The sequence below is a fragment of the Nitrosomonas sp. genome, assembly GCF_043753625.1.
In the GTDB taxonomy this organism is placed as follows: domain Bacteria; phylum Pseudomonadota; class Gammaproteobacteria; order Burkholderiales; family Nitrosomonadaceae; genus Nitrosomonas.
The window spans coordinates 1-16119 of record NZ_JAYUWI010000055.1 but is presented as its reverse complement, the minus strand read 5'-3'; the positions used below and the strand labels follow the sequence as shown (position 1 = coordinate 16119).

At 45.0% G+C, this 16119-nt stretch carries 13 protein-coding genes and 1 pseudogene; 9 read left to right on the top strand and 5 right to left on the bottom strand.

The genetic code is table 11. The features are described from left to right. Positions 1 to 236: 236 nt before the first annotated feature. Positions 237 to 1076: a radical SAM protein gene (locus ACH10T_RS05330; RefSeq protein ID WP_394808285.1), complete on the bottom strand. Its 840-nt coding sequence runs from the start codon at positions 1074 to 1076 to the stop codon at positions 237 to 239. 66 nt (positions 1077 to 1142) lie between these two features. Here ACH10T_RS05330 and queD point away from each other — a divergent pair, with 66 nt between their 5' ends. From queD to ald, 5 genes and pseudogenes are all read left to right on the top strand, one after another. After that, positions 1143 to 1592 carry a 6-carboxytetrahydropterin synthase QueD gene (gene queD / locus ACH10T_RS05325; RefSeq protein ID WP_394808284.1) on the top strand — a complete coding sequence of 150 codons (450 nt, stop codon included), beginning with the start codon at positions 1143 to 1145 and terminating at the stop codon, positions 1590 to 1592. A 22-nt stretch (positions 1593 to 1614) separates the two neighbouring features. Then, on the top strand, positions 1615 to 2388 hold the full coding sequence (locus ACH10T_RS05320; RefSeq protein ID WP_394808283.1) for a TatD family hydrolase: 774 nt from the start codon (positions 1615 to 1617) through the stop codon (positions 2386 to 2388). Next, positions 2381 to 3037, top strand: a complete 657-nt coding sequence (locus tag ACH10T_RS05315) for an ankyrin repeat domain-containing protein (RefSeq protein WP_394808282.1) — start codon at positions 2381 to 2383, stop codon at positions 3035 to 3037. Before ACH10T_RS05320 ends, ACH10T_RS05315 begins: the two co-directional genes overlap by 8 nt. A gap of 34 nt (positions 3038 to 3071) precedes the next feature. After that, positions 3072 to 3811 (top strand): annotated as a pseudogene (locus ACH10T_RS05310) (SDR family oxidoreductase). A 21-nt stretch (positions 3812 to 3832) separates the two neighbouring features. Further along, complete coding sequence (gene ald / locus ACH10T_RS05305) at positions 3833 to 4948, top strand: alanine dehydrogenase (RefSeq protein ID WP_394808281.1); 1116 nt, start codon at positions 3833 to 3835, stop codon at positions 4946 to 4948. Positions 4949 to 5095: 147 nt separating this feature from the next. On the opposite strand, the gene ACH10T_RS05300 is transcribed toward ald, so the two are convergent. Next, positions 5096 to 5956 (bottom strand): HDOD domain-containing protein, encoded by an 861-nt coding sequence (locus ACH10T_RS05300; protein WP_394808280.1) that lies wholly within the window; start codon positions 5954 to 5956, stop codon positions 5096 to 5098. A 356-nt stretch (positions 5957 to 6312) separates the two neighbouring features. On the opposite strand from ACH10T_RS05300, the gene ftsH reads away from it, so the two are divergent. After that, the gene (gene ftsH / locus ACH10T_RS05295) at positions 6313 to 8127 is read left to right on the top strand and encodes an ATP-dependent zinc metalloprotease FtsH (RefSeq protein WP_394808279.1); all 1815 of its coding nucleotides are present in this window, start codon (positions 6313 to 6315) and stop codon (positions 8125 to 8127) included. Positions 8128 to 8190: 63 nt separating this feature from the next. On the opposite strand, the gene gshB is transcribed toward ftsH, so the two are convergent. After that, positions 8191 to 9138 (bottom strand): glutathione synthase, encoded by a 948-nt coding sequence (gene gshB, locus ACH10T_RS05290; protein WP_394808278.1) that lies wholly within the window; start codon positions 9136 to 9138, stop codon positions 8191 to 8193. Positions 9139 to 9145: 7 nt separating this feature from the next. Beyond that, a complete protein-coding gene (gene gshA / locus ACH10T_RS05285; RefSeq protein ID WP_394808277.1) occupies positions 9146 to 10444 on the bottom strand; it encodes a glutamate--cysteine ligase in 1299 nt (432 codons plus the stop codon). Between the two features lie 119 nt (positions 10445 to 10563). Here gshA and ACH10T_RS05280 point away from each other — a divergent pair, with 119 nt between their 5' ends. The 3 genes from ACH10T_RS05280 (at position 10564) to ACH10T_RS05270 (ending at position 14544) form a co-directional block, all read left to right on the top strand. Then, the gene (locus ACH10T_RS05280) at positions 10564 to 12555 is read left to right on the top strand and encodes a monovalent cation:proton antiporter-2 (CPA2) family protein (protein WP_394808276.1); all 1992 of its coding nucleotides are present in this window, start codon (positions 10564 to 10566) and stop codon (positions 12553 to 12555) included. Between the two features lie 235 nt (positions 12556 to 12790). Beyond that, positions 12791 to 13888, top strand: coding sequence for a copper-containing nitrite reductase (nirK, locus tag ACH10T_RS05275; RefSeq protein WP_394808275.1), 1098 nt, complete (start codon positions 12791 to 12793; stop codon positions 13886 to 13888). Positions 13889 to 14016: 128 nt separating this feature from the next. Next, positions 14017 to 14544, top strand: coding sequence for an adenine phosphoribosyltransferase (locus ACH10T_RS05270; RefSeq protein WP_394808274.1), 528 nt, complete (start codon positions 14017 to 14019; stop codon positions 14542 to 14544). Positions 14545 to 14572: 28 nt separating this feature from the next. Here the strand turns inward: ACH10T_RS05270 and mpl are convergent, their stop codons facing one another. Continuing rightward, entirely contained in the window at positions 14573 to 15961 is a 1389-nt protein-coding gene (gene mpl, locus ACH10T_RS05265; protein ID WP_394808273.1) for a UDP-N-acetylmuramate:L-alanyl-gamma-D-glutamyl-meso-diaminopimelate ligase, read from the bottom strand. Positions 15962 to 16119: the final 158 nt, after the last annotated feature.

The following is a 16119-nucleotide window of genomic DNA, read 5'->3' as shown; positions in this document are numbered from 1 at the left end:
GCCAGCATTATAAGCGATAACAATTTAGCTTAAGCCTCATATTTACTATCTTTGTCAGTATTTAGTCTGATAAAAATCTAACTCTTTAATGAGTTATAGCCAAATGTAATAAATATCAGTTATATAAATGATCGGTATTGATCAATATCAAGAAAACATACTGTGTTGTAAAATAGTGACAACGCAATCTTTATGGTTAGCTGAGAGGAATCTGAACGATGATCTGACTAAAAAGATTAAGGATTCAGTTTAACAGTCAGGCCGATTGCTTTAATTTTTTCACCATAAGCAATTAACCATGGTTCAGACACTTGGGATAGTTGTGGTGCTTCAGGTTGTAAAGATGGACGTGCAATTCCATATAATAAGACACCTTTGAGGGGCAATCCTTCATCTTTTAGACTTTTAATGAATTTAAGATAAGCGTTGATTTCTTCTTCACTAGGCGGTTTCCCATTGATTTGAAATACGCAGGTCTGTAGCCAGGTGGGGCAGAGCGGGGTAGCAATTTGCAGGTGATGATGAATTTTCTTTAAACTGATTCTTGTATTATTGGTGCGCAGTCTTTCTTCAGCGAGTGCGCGATCAAACTTAAACCAAACTTCTCCATTTAACTGAGCCATTCGTTTTAATCCCGCTTGTACCGATTGCCGATAAATTAAGCTGCCATTTGTAATCAACACAAGCTTCAAATCTTTTAGCGCATTAAAATCCTTCAGGATGCTGCCGATCAGTTCGATGACTGGTTCAAATTCTTTCGCACTGGTAGGCTCACCATTGCCCGATATGGCAATATCGTGAATTTTTCTGGCTTCCGGCGGCACATGCTTTTGCATGAAATCGCCATGCACTAATTCATGCAAAAAAGACCATAATTCACTTTCTAATTTATTTAAGTCGATCCGTGGCGCCGAACCCCGTTTAAGGTCTGGTACTTGACAATAAACACAGCGCCAGTTGCATGCATTATTCGGATTCAGATTGATGCCGATTGAAACACCGCCCGCACGCCGTGATATCACCGGATAAACATAAGTGAGTCCAGCGCTATCACGACTGTGATCAGTCGTATTCAATCGTTTAGAATCGGATTGCAATGTTACAATTCCACATATTTATTTCGCGCTATTAAAATTGTACGTATGTTAATCACACGCAAGCTGGAATTTGATGCGGGCCACCGCATTTCGACACACAACAGCCAGTGCCGCCATTTGCATGGCCACCGCTATATGATCGAAATCACCCTATCGGGTAACATTATCGCCGACGAAGGCGTTGCTGAGCAAGGCATGGTCATGGATTTCTCAGAAGTGAAACGCATTGCCAAATCCGTGCTGGTTGATCAGTGGGATCATGCATTCCTGGTTTATTCGGGAGATACCGTGGTATTGCAATTTTTACAATCTATCGAAGGCCATAAAACGGTTGTGCTGAATGTGCAACCAACAGCCGAGAATCTGGCGCTCATTGCATTTGATATTTTAGATGAAGCTTACCAAGATAGCTACGGCAATCATCTTCAATTAGAGCAAGTGCGATTGTTTGAAACACCAAACTGTTGGGCTGATGCACTACGTGGGACACATTAACTTTTTGAAATTCTCTTAAAATATGTTCATTGATTCGCATTGTCATCTAGATTTTCCTGATCTTGCAGCAAATCTCGATGAATTGCTGCGCAAAATGCAGGAAAACCAAGTGACTCACGCACTGTGCGTGAGTGTTAATTTGCCGCATTTCCCTCGTGTGCTGGCATTAGCAGAAGCACACGAAAACTTATTTGCCTCCGTGGGGGTGCATCCGGATTATGAAGATCAGATAGAACCGGAAGCTGACGAATTAGCCGAGCTCGCCAACCATCCCAAAGTCATTGCCATTGGTGAGACTGGCTTGGATTACTTTCGTTTAACTGGAGATTTGGAATGGCAGCGAAATCGCTTCCGCCAGCACATACGCGCAGCACGCAAAGCGGATAAACCCTTGATCATTCATACGCGCTCAGCCGCTGCGGATACACTACGGATTATGCATGAAGAGGGGGCTAATGAAGTAGGCGGTGTGATGCATTGCTTTACTGAAAGCTGGGAAGTGGCGCAACAAGCGATTGCAATGAATTTCTATATTTCATTCTCGGGTATCGTGACATTTAAAAATGCCGTCGTATTAAAGGAAGTCGCTAAGAAAATCCAATTAGATAGAATGCTAATTGAGACAGACTCACCCTATCTTGCGCCGGTTCCTTTTCGTGGCAAGCAGAACCAACCTGCATTTGTGCGCCATGTGGCAGAAGAAATAGCACAATTACGGTCCATGACAGTAGAGGAAATTGCGGTTGCAACCACTGATAATTTTTTTAACTTATTTAAAGTGAATAGAAATGGATAACCTGCCTGCTAATTCGCGATTTTTAGCCATTCTAATCGCGACAATTATTTTTTTCTTACCCACAAACGGTATTGCTGGTGTGCAAGATGATTTTTTCTGGGCTATCGACAAAGATAATTTGTCACAAGTATCCGAATTAATTAAAAAAGGCGCTAACCCTGATGTTCCAAACGCAGAAGGGTACACGCCACTCATGGTTGCTGCAAAGACCGGTAATCTAAAGTTGGCACAGTTCCTGATCGATGCCGGTGCGAAACTCAATATCCGCAACAGACTGGGGGAAACAGCAATTATGCTGGCCAGCTATCAAGGTCAAACTGAAATGGTGAAGCAGTTTTATATCAAAGGGGCAGAAATTAATCACAGTGGGTGGAATCCTTTGCTATATGCCGCTTCAGGTGGGCATGTGGATACGATTCGATTACTTTTGAATGCGGAAGCCGATATGAACGCGACTTCAGATAATGGGACTACTGCGCTGATGATGGCGGTGAGAGGGAATCATTTGGACGCAGTTGCATTACTGCTTCACAATGGCTCAGATCCCGGTATCAAAAATGAGCAGGGTGACAATGCGCTGAACTGGGCCGAAAAAAGAGATCACCAAGATATCGCAAAATTACTGAAAACCCATGGGGTATCAAAGTAAAACTTTTATCCTATAGATCTATTGTGCGCCGCTCGTGAAATCACTGTATGGAAAAGTTGCCATTGTTACTGGCTCGTCGAGAGGAATCGGTGCGGAAATAGCGCTCACTTTAGCCAACGCCGGGGCAAGAGTTGTCATTAATTACGTACAAAATAAACTGTCTGCCGACGAGGTTTGTGCGGCAATTTCAAGTGCTGGTGGTGAATGCATCGCTGTGCAAGCCGATGTGAGTAATTCGGATGAAGTACGAAAACTATTTGATGCGACTTCCGAACATTTTAAGCAAATCGATATCCTCGTGAATAACGCCGGAATACTGCTGTTTAAGGAAATAGCCGAAATCAGGAATGATGAGTTCGATCGTATCGTTGATGTGAATTTCAAAAGTGTCTTTTATACCCTGCGCGAAGCGGCAACAAGGCTCGCCGACTATGGGCGTGTGGTGAAATTTCGAGTACGGTGACACGCCTGATGCTGCCGAAATACGGCGCGTATGCTGCAACTAAAGCTGCCGTAGAGCAATTGACGCGGATTTTTGCCCGTGAAGTGGGAAAAAGAAGCATCACGGCCAATACCGTTTCGCCGGGTCCAGTCGATACGGAACTATTCCGCACAGGTAAAACCGCAGCGGATATCGAACGCATGATGGCGATGGCCGCATTGAACAGGCTTGGCGAACCGGATGATATCGCTCAAGTTGTGTTGTTTCTGGTCAGTGACGAAGCACGCTGGATCACGGGACAGAATATTGGCGTCAATGGCGGAATTAATTAATGCATAGGAATGGAGAGTCAAATGCGTATCGGGGTGCCTAAGGAAATTAAAATTCATGAATCCCGTGTGGGTTTGACGCCGACAGCGGTGCGTGAGCTGAGTGCGAATGGCCATCAGGTGATGGTACAGAAGAATGCTGGATTCCGGATTGATTTAAGCGATGATAAATATCTGAGTGCAGGCGCTGAGATTGTTGAGTCACCGCAGGAGATTTACGCCAAAGCCGATTTGATTGTCAAAGTTAAAGAGCCGCAACCATCCGAGATTCCTTTGCTGCGTGAAGGGCAGGTGCTATTCACTTATTTACATCTTGCGCCCGATCCGCTACAAACCAAAGGAGTGATAGATTCCGGTTGTATCGCTATTGCCTATGAAACGGTTACTGATAGTTTCGGCGGCTTACCGTTACTGGCGCCAATGAGTGAAGTGGCCGGCCGTATGGCGATTCAGGCGGGCGCCCATGCACTGGAATTGGATCAAGGGGGCCGCGGTATGCTGCTCGGCGGTGTATCCGGTGTGCCGGCTGCACGCGTTGTGGTCATCGGTGGCGGTGTCGTCGGCACCAATGCTGCTCGCGTCGCAATGGGCGTAGAAGCGCATGTCACCGTGCTCGATAAATCCATTCATCGGCTACAGCAATTGGATTTCCAGTACGGCTCAAGAATTAATACCGTTTTCTCGACGGTGGATGCCGTGGAAGAATATGTGGCAGCAGCCGATCTGGTCATCGGCGCAGTACTGGTTCCGGGAGGGGCAGCTCCAAAATTGGTCAGCCGTGAGCTGGTCAGCCGTATGAATCGCGGCGCTGTGCTGGTCGATGTCGCGATTGACCAAGGCGGTTGCTTTGCCACTTCCAGACCTACTTCACTCGCCGATCCTATTTTCACCGTGGATGGTGTGGTGCATTATTGCGTTTCCAACATGCCTGGCGCGGTCGCACGGACTTCTACTTTTGCGTTGAATAACGCGACCTTACCGTTTGTTCTGGCACTGGCCAATAAAGGATATCGCAAAGCACTGATGGAAGATCCGCACTTGCGTAACGGCTTGAATGTTTATCGTGGGCGGTTGACGCATGAGGCGGTGGCGCGTGATTTGGGTCTGGTGTATATGCCTGCTCTGGATCTATTGGCATAAGTCGTATTTAAAGATAGCGGTTTGATGACGCATCGAGTCACCGACGTTACGCCTATATCAGCAAACGAATTGGCATTAAACCTTAAAACGAACTGATGTGCGTGGCTATTATCTTAATCTTGCAAATATTCTACATATCCCAACAACTCAAGCACACAACGCACCGGTTAGGGATTTAACTTCCTCCTCCGATTCTGCAAGGATAGCACTCAGCACCTCTTGACTGGTTAATCGATCGAGCTTTGTTAAGAAGTCATCATCCGCTTGAGCATGAGCCGGAGCAAAAGGTGATTTTACCGGCGCCAGCTGATCAGCGAGCAGCAGTGTGTCTCCCAGCGTGGTGGGTGGAGAAGTTAAAGAACCTTGCCATAGATGCGTAATGGCATCAGCAACAGGTTTCGGAACTGAAAGTGCGTTGAGGATGGCCGTACTGATTTTTATTTCACACGCAAGCTCGTCTTCATCATCTAAATCTTCATCGCTCACCCATGAGTTAGCAATATTTCCATCAATCAGACCCGGATAAGATTTTTCACGGGATAGCAAATAGAACCAGCTAATTTCATGAATGATTCCAGCAAACATTGCCGTATCCGGATCTTGATGAGTAATTCTACGAGCGATCACCTGAGCGAGTGCGGCCACATGGGCTGAATGTTTCCATAACTGGACAACCAATTCACTTTTTGATTGCGTTCCCGCAAGTTGCTGCGTAATCACCGCCATCGCTAAATTTCGGATGGCACGAAGTCCCAAAAGTGTAATCGCTGCGCTAACACTGGTAATTTTTTTCCCAGAACGATTAAAAACGACAGAATTGGCAACCGCCACAATCTTCACCGATAAGAGCGGATCCGCCTGTATTAACCGGGTCACCGTATCGAGATCACAATCCGGGTCCTCAAGCATTCTTTTGATTTGGATAGTGGCCGTCGCTGAAGTGGGGAAGAATAATTTTCCTCGCTCGACTTCAACAGCCAGCACACTTAATAATGCTTTATTTTCCATCAACACCTCCATCGCCTTAACCAATCTAATTAAATTCTAGTTTGTATCAGCTAAGATCCGATCATGCAGTTAATCGGGATTTTTCCATTGAAAATTTTACCTCGCTGCGCTCTATTTTCATTAGAATAATAGAGCCAACTATCTAGGTCTTTTTGTGAGGACTCCAAAACAGGATAGAGAATCGGTATTTTCTGTGTGGCGTGCGGTCGATAGATTTTTTCCTCAGGATCAAGAGTTCACAGATAAATTGGCGGCATCCTGAAACACATTAGTGCCCATTCCAGATCGATCTGTTATATAACTATCCTGGTTGATTTCTGGCACAACTTACCAAAATACCTTTATTAGAGGCCAAAATGGATAAAAAATCACAAATTAATTTCTGGTTTGCCATCGTGGCGATACTGGGGCTGTTGTTGATACAGAATCTGTATTCGCAATACACACAAGTAGAACCCATTCCATACAGCCGTTTCCAACATTTGCTGGAGCAGGGGAGTGTGGCCGAGATCGCGATTACTGAGCACCAAATCTTTGGGACATTGAAAGAAAAAAACGCAGATGGATTTAAGGACTTTGTTACTACACGGGTGGAGCCTGATTTAGCTGAAGTGCTGGACAAGCACAATGTGGTTTATACCGGTGTGGTACAAAGCACTTGGGTGCGTGATTTACTTTCTTGGATTGTGCCGACAGCAATTTTTGTCGGTATCTGGTTGTTTGTCATACGCCGCATGGGCAGTAGCATGGGCAGCGGACTGATGTCGATCGGCAAAAGCCACGCCAAGGTATTTGTCGAGAAAGAAACCAAAGTAACCTTTGATGATGTGGCAGGCGTGGATGAAGCGAAAGAAGAATTGGTGGAAATTATTAATTTCCTGAAAAATCCTGTGGATTATGGCCGTTTGGGTGGGCGTGTGCCAAAGGGAATTTTGCTGGTGGGCCCGCCGGGCACCGGAAAAACATTATTAGCACGCGCTGTGGCTGGTGAAGCGGGTGTGCCGTTTTTTTCCATTTCTGGCTCGGAGTTTGTTGAAATGTTTGTCGGTGTGGGGGCAGCCAGGGTGCGTGATTTGTTCGAACAGGCTCGTCAAATGGCGCCAGCAATTATTTTTATCGATGAGCTGGATGCATTGGGGCGTGCGCGGGGTGCTTACGGATTGGGCGGAGGGCACGATGAGAAAGAGCAAACATTGAACCAATTACTGGCAGAGCTGGATGGCTTTGATTCCAGCAGTGGTATTGTGCTGCTGGCGGCAACTAACCGGCCGGAAATTCTTGATCCGGCATTGCTGCGTGCCGGCCGGTTTGACCGTCAAGTGCTGGTGGATCGGCCGGATAAGATCGGGCGTGAGCAAATTCTGACTGTACATGCGAAAAAAGTGAAGCTGAATATGGATGTCAAAATTGAACAGATTGCCGCTTTAACCCCCGGTTTTACCGGAGCAGATTTGGCGAATCTTATCAATGAGGCCACCTTGCTTGCCACGCGACGTGCAGCCACATCGGTAACGATGGATGATTTTAATAACGCCATCGAGCGAATCGTGGCCGGTCTGGAGAAACGTAACCGTTTGTTGAATCCCGAAGAGCGGCGCGTGGTAGCGTTTCATGAACTGGGGCATACGATGGTTGCGTTGGCATTACCCGGTACCGATGAAATTCACAAGGTATCCATCATTCCACGTGGTGTCGGTGCTTTGGGTTACACCATACAACGTCCTACTGAAGACCGATTTCTGATGACTCGCATGGAGCTCCTCAATAAAATGGCGGTATTACTGGGTGGACGAGCGGCAGAACAGGTGGTGTTTCAGGAGGTTTCTACTGGTGCAGCAGATGATCTGGTACGCGCCACGGACATCGCCCGCGCCATGGTATTGCGTTACGGTATGAGTGAGGCTTTAGGTAATGTGGCTTATGAGCGGGAACAATCTGCCTTCCTGCAACCCAATATGCCGCTACCGCAGAATCGCAATTACAGTGAGGAAACTGCCAATAAGATTGATATTGCGGTGCGTGTGCTGGTTGATCAGGCTCTGGAGCGCGCAATCAATATACTTCAAGCCAATCGCGCTTTGCTTGATCAGACTGCTGAAACGCTACTGCAAACGGAAACACTCAACCAACCGGAGATTCTCAAGCTAAAACAGGCGATTATTGCGCAGTAACCAAACGCGCAATGACGAAAACGATACTAAAATAACTAAATGACACAATGAGGCGGTAGTTATTTAACGGATTTTGTCTTCTATTGCATCTAGCATCATTCCGGCCACATTAAATCCTGTTAGTTTTGTTATTTCTTGCATACCTGTCGGGCTGGTGACGTTTATTTCAGTTAAATAATCGCCAATGACATCCAGCCCGACCAGCATTAAGCCGGATTTGACTAATTCAGGTCCGAGACATTCTGCGATTTCCTTATCATGCGCTGATAATGGTTGTGTTCTTCCTGTTCCGCCTGCAGCTAAATTGCCGCGTGTTTCACCGGGTTTCGGAATGCGCGCCAGCGCGTAGGGCACTGCCTTTCCAGCAATGAGGAGTATGCGTTTGTCTCCCTGGGCAATTTCAGGAATATAACGTTGCGCCATGATCGTTCGTGTTCCGTAGTGGGTCAGTGTTTCGAGAATCACATTGATATTGTGATCTGCACTGTGCACACGAAATACACTGGCACCACCCATGCCATCGAGTGGCTTTAAAATGATGTCTTGATGGTTGCTGAGAAATTCTCTGATTAAATGAGGCTGGCTGGTTACCAGGGTAGGCGCAATGAATTGTGGAAATTTGGCAATCGCCAGTTTTTCATTATGATCACGAATGCCGCGAGGACTGTTGATTACCGATGCACCCTGAGTTTCAGCCAATTCGAGTAAATACGTGCTGTAAACATATTCCAGATCAAAGGGAGGATCTTTACGCATTACTATGGCATCAAATTCATAGAGCGGCGTTGCGGAAATTTCACTTGTTTTAAACCAATGCTTATCTTGAAGATCATCCGTCAAAGTCAGCACGCGGGAGAAGCCTGTAACAATATTCTGAATCAATGCGATTTCATGCTGGTAGAGCACATGAATCTGGTGGTTTCTGGCAACTGCTTCACAGATCATTGCAAAACTTGAATCTTTGCTGGTTTTTATGGAATCCAGCTGATCAATAATAAAAGCGAGTTTCATTTTGACTTTAAGCAGGAAGAGCCGCTGCCATTTCGGAATGATCTTGTTCTAATTCTAATGCAGCGGCCAGCAAGGCCAGGCGCGCAACAACGCCGTATGCATAGAAGCGATTTGGAATGGAGTTGGGCTGTGCTGCACTTTTGGGTACCAGGCAAGTGGTTTCAAATGCCAGAGGAACAAAATACATGCCGGGAGCATTGAGGTTCTCATCGACACCACGCCCGGTATGAACCCGGTAAAATCCGCCGACGACATAGCGATCGATCATGTAAATGACGGGCTCTGCGACAGCCTCATTAATGCTCTCAAATGTGTAAACACCTTCCTGGACCAAGACATTTGAGACCTGTAATCCTTCTTTAACCACAGCCATCTTATTGCGTTGTTTGCGATTCAGCTTATAGATATCTGATCCATCTTTTACCGTCATAATACCCATACCGTAAGTGCCGGAGTCGGCTTTGACGATGACGAAGGGATCTTCCTTGACATCGTACTGTTGATACTTTCTCTTAATGATTGAAAGGATTCGGTCGATAGCACTTGCCACACAGTCTTCTCCTTGTTTTTCGCGAAAGTTAATTTCACCACACGAAGAGAAACGGGGATTGATCAACCAAGGGTCGATTCCGATCAAATCAGCAAATTCTTGCGCGACTCGGTCATAGGCGGCAAAGTGATTGGATTTTCGCCGTGTTGCCCAGCCCGCGTGTAAAGGTGGAATAACAATTTGATTCAAATTTTGAAGTATCTCAGGAACACCCGTTGATAGGTCATTGTTAAGGAGCACAGCGCAAGGCTCAAAGTTGCTGACGCCTAATTGATTGTTTTTGCGTATGATGGGCTCAAGGGTAATGGTTTGCCCGTCTGGAAGATCAATTTGGGTCGCGACCGTAACTTCGGGTAATAAAGTACCAATGCGTACATTTAATCCGGCATGCTGCATAATGCCTTGCAATGTTGCGATATTTTGCAAATAGAAGGTATTGCGGGTGTGATTTTCTGGTATCAAAAGTATGCTATGAGCATTCGGACATATCTTTTCGATGGCACTCATCATCGCTTGTACACAAAGCGGGATGAATTCCGGGTTAAGGTTATTAAAGCCGCCCGGAAACAAATTTGTATCAACAGGTGCCAATTTAAAACCACTGTTACGTAAGTCAACCGAACAATAAAAAGGGACCGTGTGTTCACGCCATTTGGTTCTTAACCAATGTTCAATGGTTGGCATAGCATTAATAATACGATTCTCAAGATCAAGGATAGGGCCGCGCAGGGCAGTAGAGAGATGTGGTATTGGCATTTCTATATGAAGTATTAATCCAATGCCATTATAGCATTATGTGTTGAGTAGATTGTGGCGAGCCCGATCCTGAAGTATCTTATGGTTTTTTAAATCCAAAATAGGTTATTTACTACAGTATGCTTAACCCTCTTCAACCCGTACTTATCTTGTTAGCCATCGCAGTTTTGGCCGTGGTTGTTTTTCGTATGCTGCGTTTACCCCCCATGCTGGGTTATTTGCTAGCGGGTGTCATCATAGGACCGCATGCTTTGGGCTGGATCCCTGAAACCGATGAGACTCGTCACTTGGCGGAGTTTGGGGTGGTATTCCTGATGTTCAGCATCGGTCTGGAATTCAGCCTGCCAAAATTGTTGACTATGAAGCGCATTGTGTTTGGATTTGGTACAGCGCAGGTCATAGTCAGCATTATTTTGGTGATGGCGATCGTATGGATACTTGGATTGAATTGGCGGATTGGGCTTGTATTAGGGGGGGCTTTGGCGATGTCTTCTACTGCCATCGTGATCAAAATGCTGGCAGAGCGGGCTGAACTCAATTCTACACATGGCAGACAGGTGATCGGTGTATTACTTTTTCAAGATCTGGCAGTCATCCCCTTACTGATTATTATTCCTTTTCTAGCGACCGAAGTCGATGGCGAGACGAATGATTTTAGTTTGATGCTTGCTATTGCTTTATTCAAGATAATCACTGTATTGACATTTATACTGTTTTTAGGACAGAAGTTAATGCGCCCATGGTTTCATTTGGTTGCCCGCCAGAAGTCGTCGGAGTTGTTTGTTCTCAATGTGCTTTTGATTACCCTCGGTCTTGCATGGTTAACCGAATTGGCAGGATTGTCGTTGGCTTTAGGGGCATTTCTTGCAGGTATGCTCATCTCTGAAACGGAATATCGTTATCAGGTCGAAGACGATATAAAGCCTTTCCGGGATATTTTATTGGGTTTGTTTTTTATCACGATTGGCATGTTACTAGACATGCAAGTGGTAATAGAAAACTTCCTTTGGGTATTTGTGATTTTGGCGGCACTCATTCTATTAAAAATGGTGGTGATTGCCGGATTGTCACGGTGGTATGGAGCAGATTCTGGTGTGGCGGTTAGAACAGGAATGAATTTGTCGCAAGCTGGGGAATTTGGATTTGTTTTACTGGCACAAGCGGGCGCAATGGGATTGATCGAAAACTCAATTCTTCAACCCGTCCTAGCGGCTATGGTTTTATCGATGTTTGCCGCGCCTTTCCTGATCGAATATAGCGAATCGGTGGTTCAGCGTTTTTACGGATCAGAATGGATGTACCGAGCTATGCAGATTACCTCCATTGCCGCGCAGACTATGGCGGCACAAAACCATGTCATTATATGCGGCTATGGGCGAAGTGGTCAGAGTATGTCGCGTATATTGGAGCAGGAGTCTATACCCTTCATCGCTTTGGATCTCGATCCACAGCGCATACATGAAGCGGCCAGCGCGGGGGAATCAGTTGTTTATGGCGATGCAGCGCGGCGTGAAGTATTAATTGCCGCCGGTCTGATGCGTGCAAAAGTATTGGTTATCAGTTATGCCGATACCGTTTCTGCTTTAAAAATTCTAAGACATGTTCAGGAACTGCGTCCAGAATTGTCTGTTGTTGTCCGGACGCGTGATGATTCGGATATTGATTTGTTGAAAGAAGCTGGTGCGACAGAAGTGGTCGCAGAGATTATGGAAGGAAGCTTAATGTTGGCATCGCATGCCATGATGTTTGTAGATATATCAATAGGTCGTATTTTGCGGCGCATACGAGAAATTCGTGAACAACGGTATAGCTTATTGCGTGGTTTCTATTACGGTGTAACTGATGAGATGGAAGACGGTAGTGAAAATTTACTTCCACGCTTGCTGACGATTACCATTATCCCAGATGCAGTTGCGATCAATAAGACTTTGGGGGAGATCAATTTGGCAAGCTTAACCGTTGAAGTCACCGCTGTGAGAAGGCGAAATATTCGCGGGTTAATGCCCACCGATGAAACACGATTAGAACTGGGTGATGTTATTGTACTGAGAGGTACACAAGATAATTTGGCTGCTGCAGAAATTAGATTACTGTATGGAGAAATCGCATAATTACTCATTCATACAATGATAAAATCCCTGTTCGTATTGTGACTTAATCAAAAATATTTCAGTGGTTTACGCCATGAAAAATGGACAGTACACCGAAGAAAGTGTATAGTTTCCTAGCTGCCATTTGCTCTTTACATTTAGAAAAAGGGGAGGTATTGGGGTAATTTGAGGTTGCACCAATAAATTAAGAATGGCGCATAAAAAAAGCGCAAAGTTCATCATTTATGGAGGGTATATGATTAAAGCTGTTCAGGCAGTATTAGGGTTAGGATTGCTTTGTTTGGCTGCTACACAAGTAGCGGTGGCACAAGATATTTCTAAATTACCGCGTGTAAAACAAGAATTGGTGGTTCCGCCAAATGTACCTGTGCACGATCAGGTTAGCAAAGGGCCTAAGATTGTTGAAGTACGCATGGTAACTACAGAGAAATTGGTGGAAGTTGCCCCTGGTGCAAAAGTATGGGGTTTGACTTTCAATGGTAGTATTCCTGGTCCGCTCATCGTAGTGAATGAAGGCGATTATGTTGAATTAACATTAGTCAACCCAAAAACCAGCACGCTGGCACATAACGTGGATTTCCACGCATCAACGGGTGCATTGGGTGGCGCTGGTTTAACCTTAGTACAACCTGGTGAAGAAGTCGTATTACGCTGGAAAGCAATTAAACCAGGCGTATTCGTTTATCATTGCGCACCAGGTGGAACGATGATTCCTTTCCACGTTATTTCTGGTATGAGTGGTGCGGTCATGGTATTGCCAAAAGGTGGTTTGAAAGACGCAAAGGGCAAGCAATACACCTATGATCGTGCATATTATGTCGGCGAACAAGATTTCTATCTGCCAAAAGACGACAAGGGCAATTTCAAGTCCTATGGTTCACCAGCCGAAGGCATGGCTGACATGCTGAAAGTGGCAACAGGTCTCATTCCAACGCACGTAGTATTGAATGGCGCTGTTGGTGCACTGACAGGTGACAATGCACTGAAAGCTAAAGTGGGCGAGAAAGTACTGTTTATCCACTCACAAGCTAACCGTCCTTCCTATCCGCACTTGATTGGCGGTCATGCTGATCTGTACTGGGTCGGTGGTTCATTCGGCGACGTTCCTTTAACCGGTCAGGAAACCTGGTTTGTGCCAGCCGGTTCAGCTGTTGCTGCAGCGTATGAGTTCAAACAACCAGGGCTCTATGTATACCTCAGTCATAACCTGATTGAAGCTGTATTACTGGGTGCTGCTGCTCATATGAATGTTGAAGGTAAATGGGACGATGATCTCATGACTCAAGTTAAAGCACCAAAGAGCTTTGATGCAAAAGCTGCAATGGATCACTAAGATTTGATTTAGTGTATCGTTGAAATAGTAACTAAAAAGCCTCAACCGATGGGTTGAGGCTTTTTTTATTTATGTAATTATAAATACGCACTTTATATTCTCCATTTATTGTTGATCAGCACAATTCTATGTCAATTAAATCGCATATTCGTACTATTCCGCATTATCCGCATCATGGAATCATGTTTCGTGATATTACGACTTTACTGAAAGATCCTATTGGGCTGCGTACAACCATTCAGGAAATTTCAAACCGATACATCAATATGGAAATAGACAAAATCGTAGGGATTGAGTCGCGTGGCTTTATTATTGGCGCGCCTGTGGCGTACCAGTTGCATAAGGGCTTTGTGCCTATCCGTAAGCAGAATAAACTTCCGGCAGAAACGATAGGAAGAGATTACCAATTGGAATACGGCAGTGACCGTATTGAAATCCACGTAGATGCTATACAGCCTGGAGATCGGATACTTCTTATCGATGATTTGATTGCAACGGGTGGAACTGCAGAGGCTGCTGTGGGCCTTATACAAGATATGGATGGAGAAGTTGTTGAATGCTGTTTTGTAATTGATTTGCCGGATGTGGGCGGTCGGGTTCGTTTGGAGAATTTAGGGTGTAAGGTATTTTCGTTATGTGAGTTTGAAGGTGGTTAGACTATTACATCCAGTTATAACTGTTAAATTAACTCTCGCGAAGGGTTGACAGTATTTTCTCGTGGATGCCGCCAAACCCACCATTACTCATGACTAAAATATGATCGCCAGGCCTCGTGATTGTAGAAATATTTTGTACGAGTTGATTCAAATCATCATAACAATGCACTTTACCTCCTAGTGGACTCATGGCAGCTTTTGCCCATTGCGAATCACGAGTGAAGCAAAAAACCTGATCGGCTTCCATTAAACTATCGACGAGACTATCTTTCCATACACCCATTTTCATAGTATTTGAGCGCGGTTCTAATATTGCAATAATTCTCTGCGTGCCGACATGGTTTCGTAAACCATTTAATGTTGTTTGAATAGCGGTAGGATGGTGTGCAAAATCATCATAAATGGTAATGCCGTTGACCGTGCCACGCTTTTCCATGCGGCGTTTGACATTTTTAAATTGCGCTAATGCCGCAATTCCAGTCTTGACGGGGATTCCGACATGCCGAGCGGCGATCAGAGCAGCTAATGCATTCATGCGATTATGTTCACCTAACAAATCCCAATGCAAGCAGCCTTGATAGGATTCGTTAAGAAGAATATCCATATCATCGTTTTTCTGTGACTTTGAATGCCAGCCGGTTTCTGTGCCAAATGCTTCAACGGGTGTCCAGCAGCCCTGTTCTAGAACACGTCTTAAATTTACATCATTTCCGTTTGCAATAATCAAACCGTTATTGGGAATAATGCGAACAAAATGATGGAATTGACGCTCAATGGCAGAAAGATCCGGAAATATATCGGCATGGTCGAATTCAAGGTTATTTAGAATTGCAGTTCTGGGATGATAATGGACAAATTTTGATCGTTTATCGAAGAAAGCGGTGTCGTACTCGTCTGCTTCGATGACAAAGAAAGGTGAGATATCAACAGGATCTGGACTGGAATCCTGAACAGGGAATGGAATATTGCCAATCCTTGCGGATATTCCAAAATTTCCAGGAATTCCACCGATTAAGAATCCAGGATTTAATCCAGCATAATCTAATATCCAAGCTAACATGGCGCTGGTTGTCGTTTTGCCATGCGTGCCGGCAACGGCAAGTACCCAGCGGCATCTCAGAATATTTTCTGATAACCACTGTGGGCCTGAAATATAAGGAAGATTCCGGCTGAGTATCTCTTCCATCAATGGATTTCCGCGAGTAATCACATTGCCAATTACAAATATATCTGGCTGGATTTGGATTTGTTCTGGTGAATAACCTGCTATTAATTCGATACCTTGAGATTCGAGCTGTGTACTCATTGGTGGATAAACATCTTGATCGCAACCTGTCACGGTATGTCCAGACTCACGTGCGATGGCCGCTATTCCGCCCATAAAAGTGCCACAAATTCCAAGTATATGAATATGCATAACTGGTTTAAAAATTCTTGATTATAATTCACAGACACAACTAATATGATTGATAGTCTTTTAGAATTATAGTCTATTGAATAAGACAATATCGATAGTTGTTGTGTGTATCGACAGCGAGCTGTGAAGTGGTACCAGCAAAACTGGGCAGGTTGTTA

Bases quoted from the DNA above. Each gene is read 5' to 3' on its own strand.
- queD (WP_394808284.1), top strand. From the start codon at position 1,143: ATGTTAATCACACGCAAGCTGGAATTTGATGCGGGCCACCGCATTTCG.
- ACH10T_RS05320 (WP_394808283.1), top strand. From the start codon at position 1,615: ATGTTCATTGATTCGCATTGTCATCTAGATTTTCCTGATCTTGCAGCA.
- ACH10T_RS05315 (WP_394808282.1), top strand. From the start codon at position 2,381: ATGGATAACCTGCCTGCTAATTCGCGATTTTTAGCCATTCTAATCGCG.
- ald (WP_394808281.1), top strand. From the start codon at position 3,833: ATGCGTATCGGGGTGCCTAAGGAAATTAAAATTCATGAATCCCGTGTG.
- ACH10T_RS05300 (WP_394808280.1), bottom strand. From the start codon at position 5,956: ATGGAAAATAAAGCATTATTAAGTGTGCTGGCTGTTGAAGTCGAGCGA.
- ftsH (WP_394808279.1), top strand. From the start codon at position 6,313: ATGGATAAAAAATCACAAATTAATTTCTGGTTTGCCATCGTGGCGATA.
- gshB (WP_394808278.1), bottom strand. From the start codon at position 9,138: ATGAAACTCGCTTTTATTATTGATCAGCTGGATTCCATAAAAACCAGC.
- gshA (WP_394808277.1), bottom strand. From the start codon at position 10,444: ATGCCAATACCACATCTCTCTACTGCCCTGCGCGGCCCTATCCTTGAT.
- ACH10T_RS05280 (WP_394808276.1), top strand. From the start codon at position 10,564: ATGCTTAACCCTCTTCAACCCGTACTTATCTTGTTAGCCATCGCAGTT.
- nirK (WP_394808275.1), top strand. From the start codon at position 12,791: ATGATTAAAGCTGTTCAGGCAGTATTAGGGTTAGGATTGCTTTGTTTG.
- ACH10T_RS05270 (WP_394808274.1), top strand. From the start codon at position 14,017: ATGTCAATTAAATCGCATATTCGTACTATTCCGCATTATCCGCATCAT.
- mpl (WP_394808273.1), bottom strand. From the start codon at position 15,961: ATGCATATTCATATACTTGGAATTTGTGGCACTTTTATGGGCGGAATA.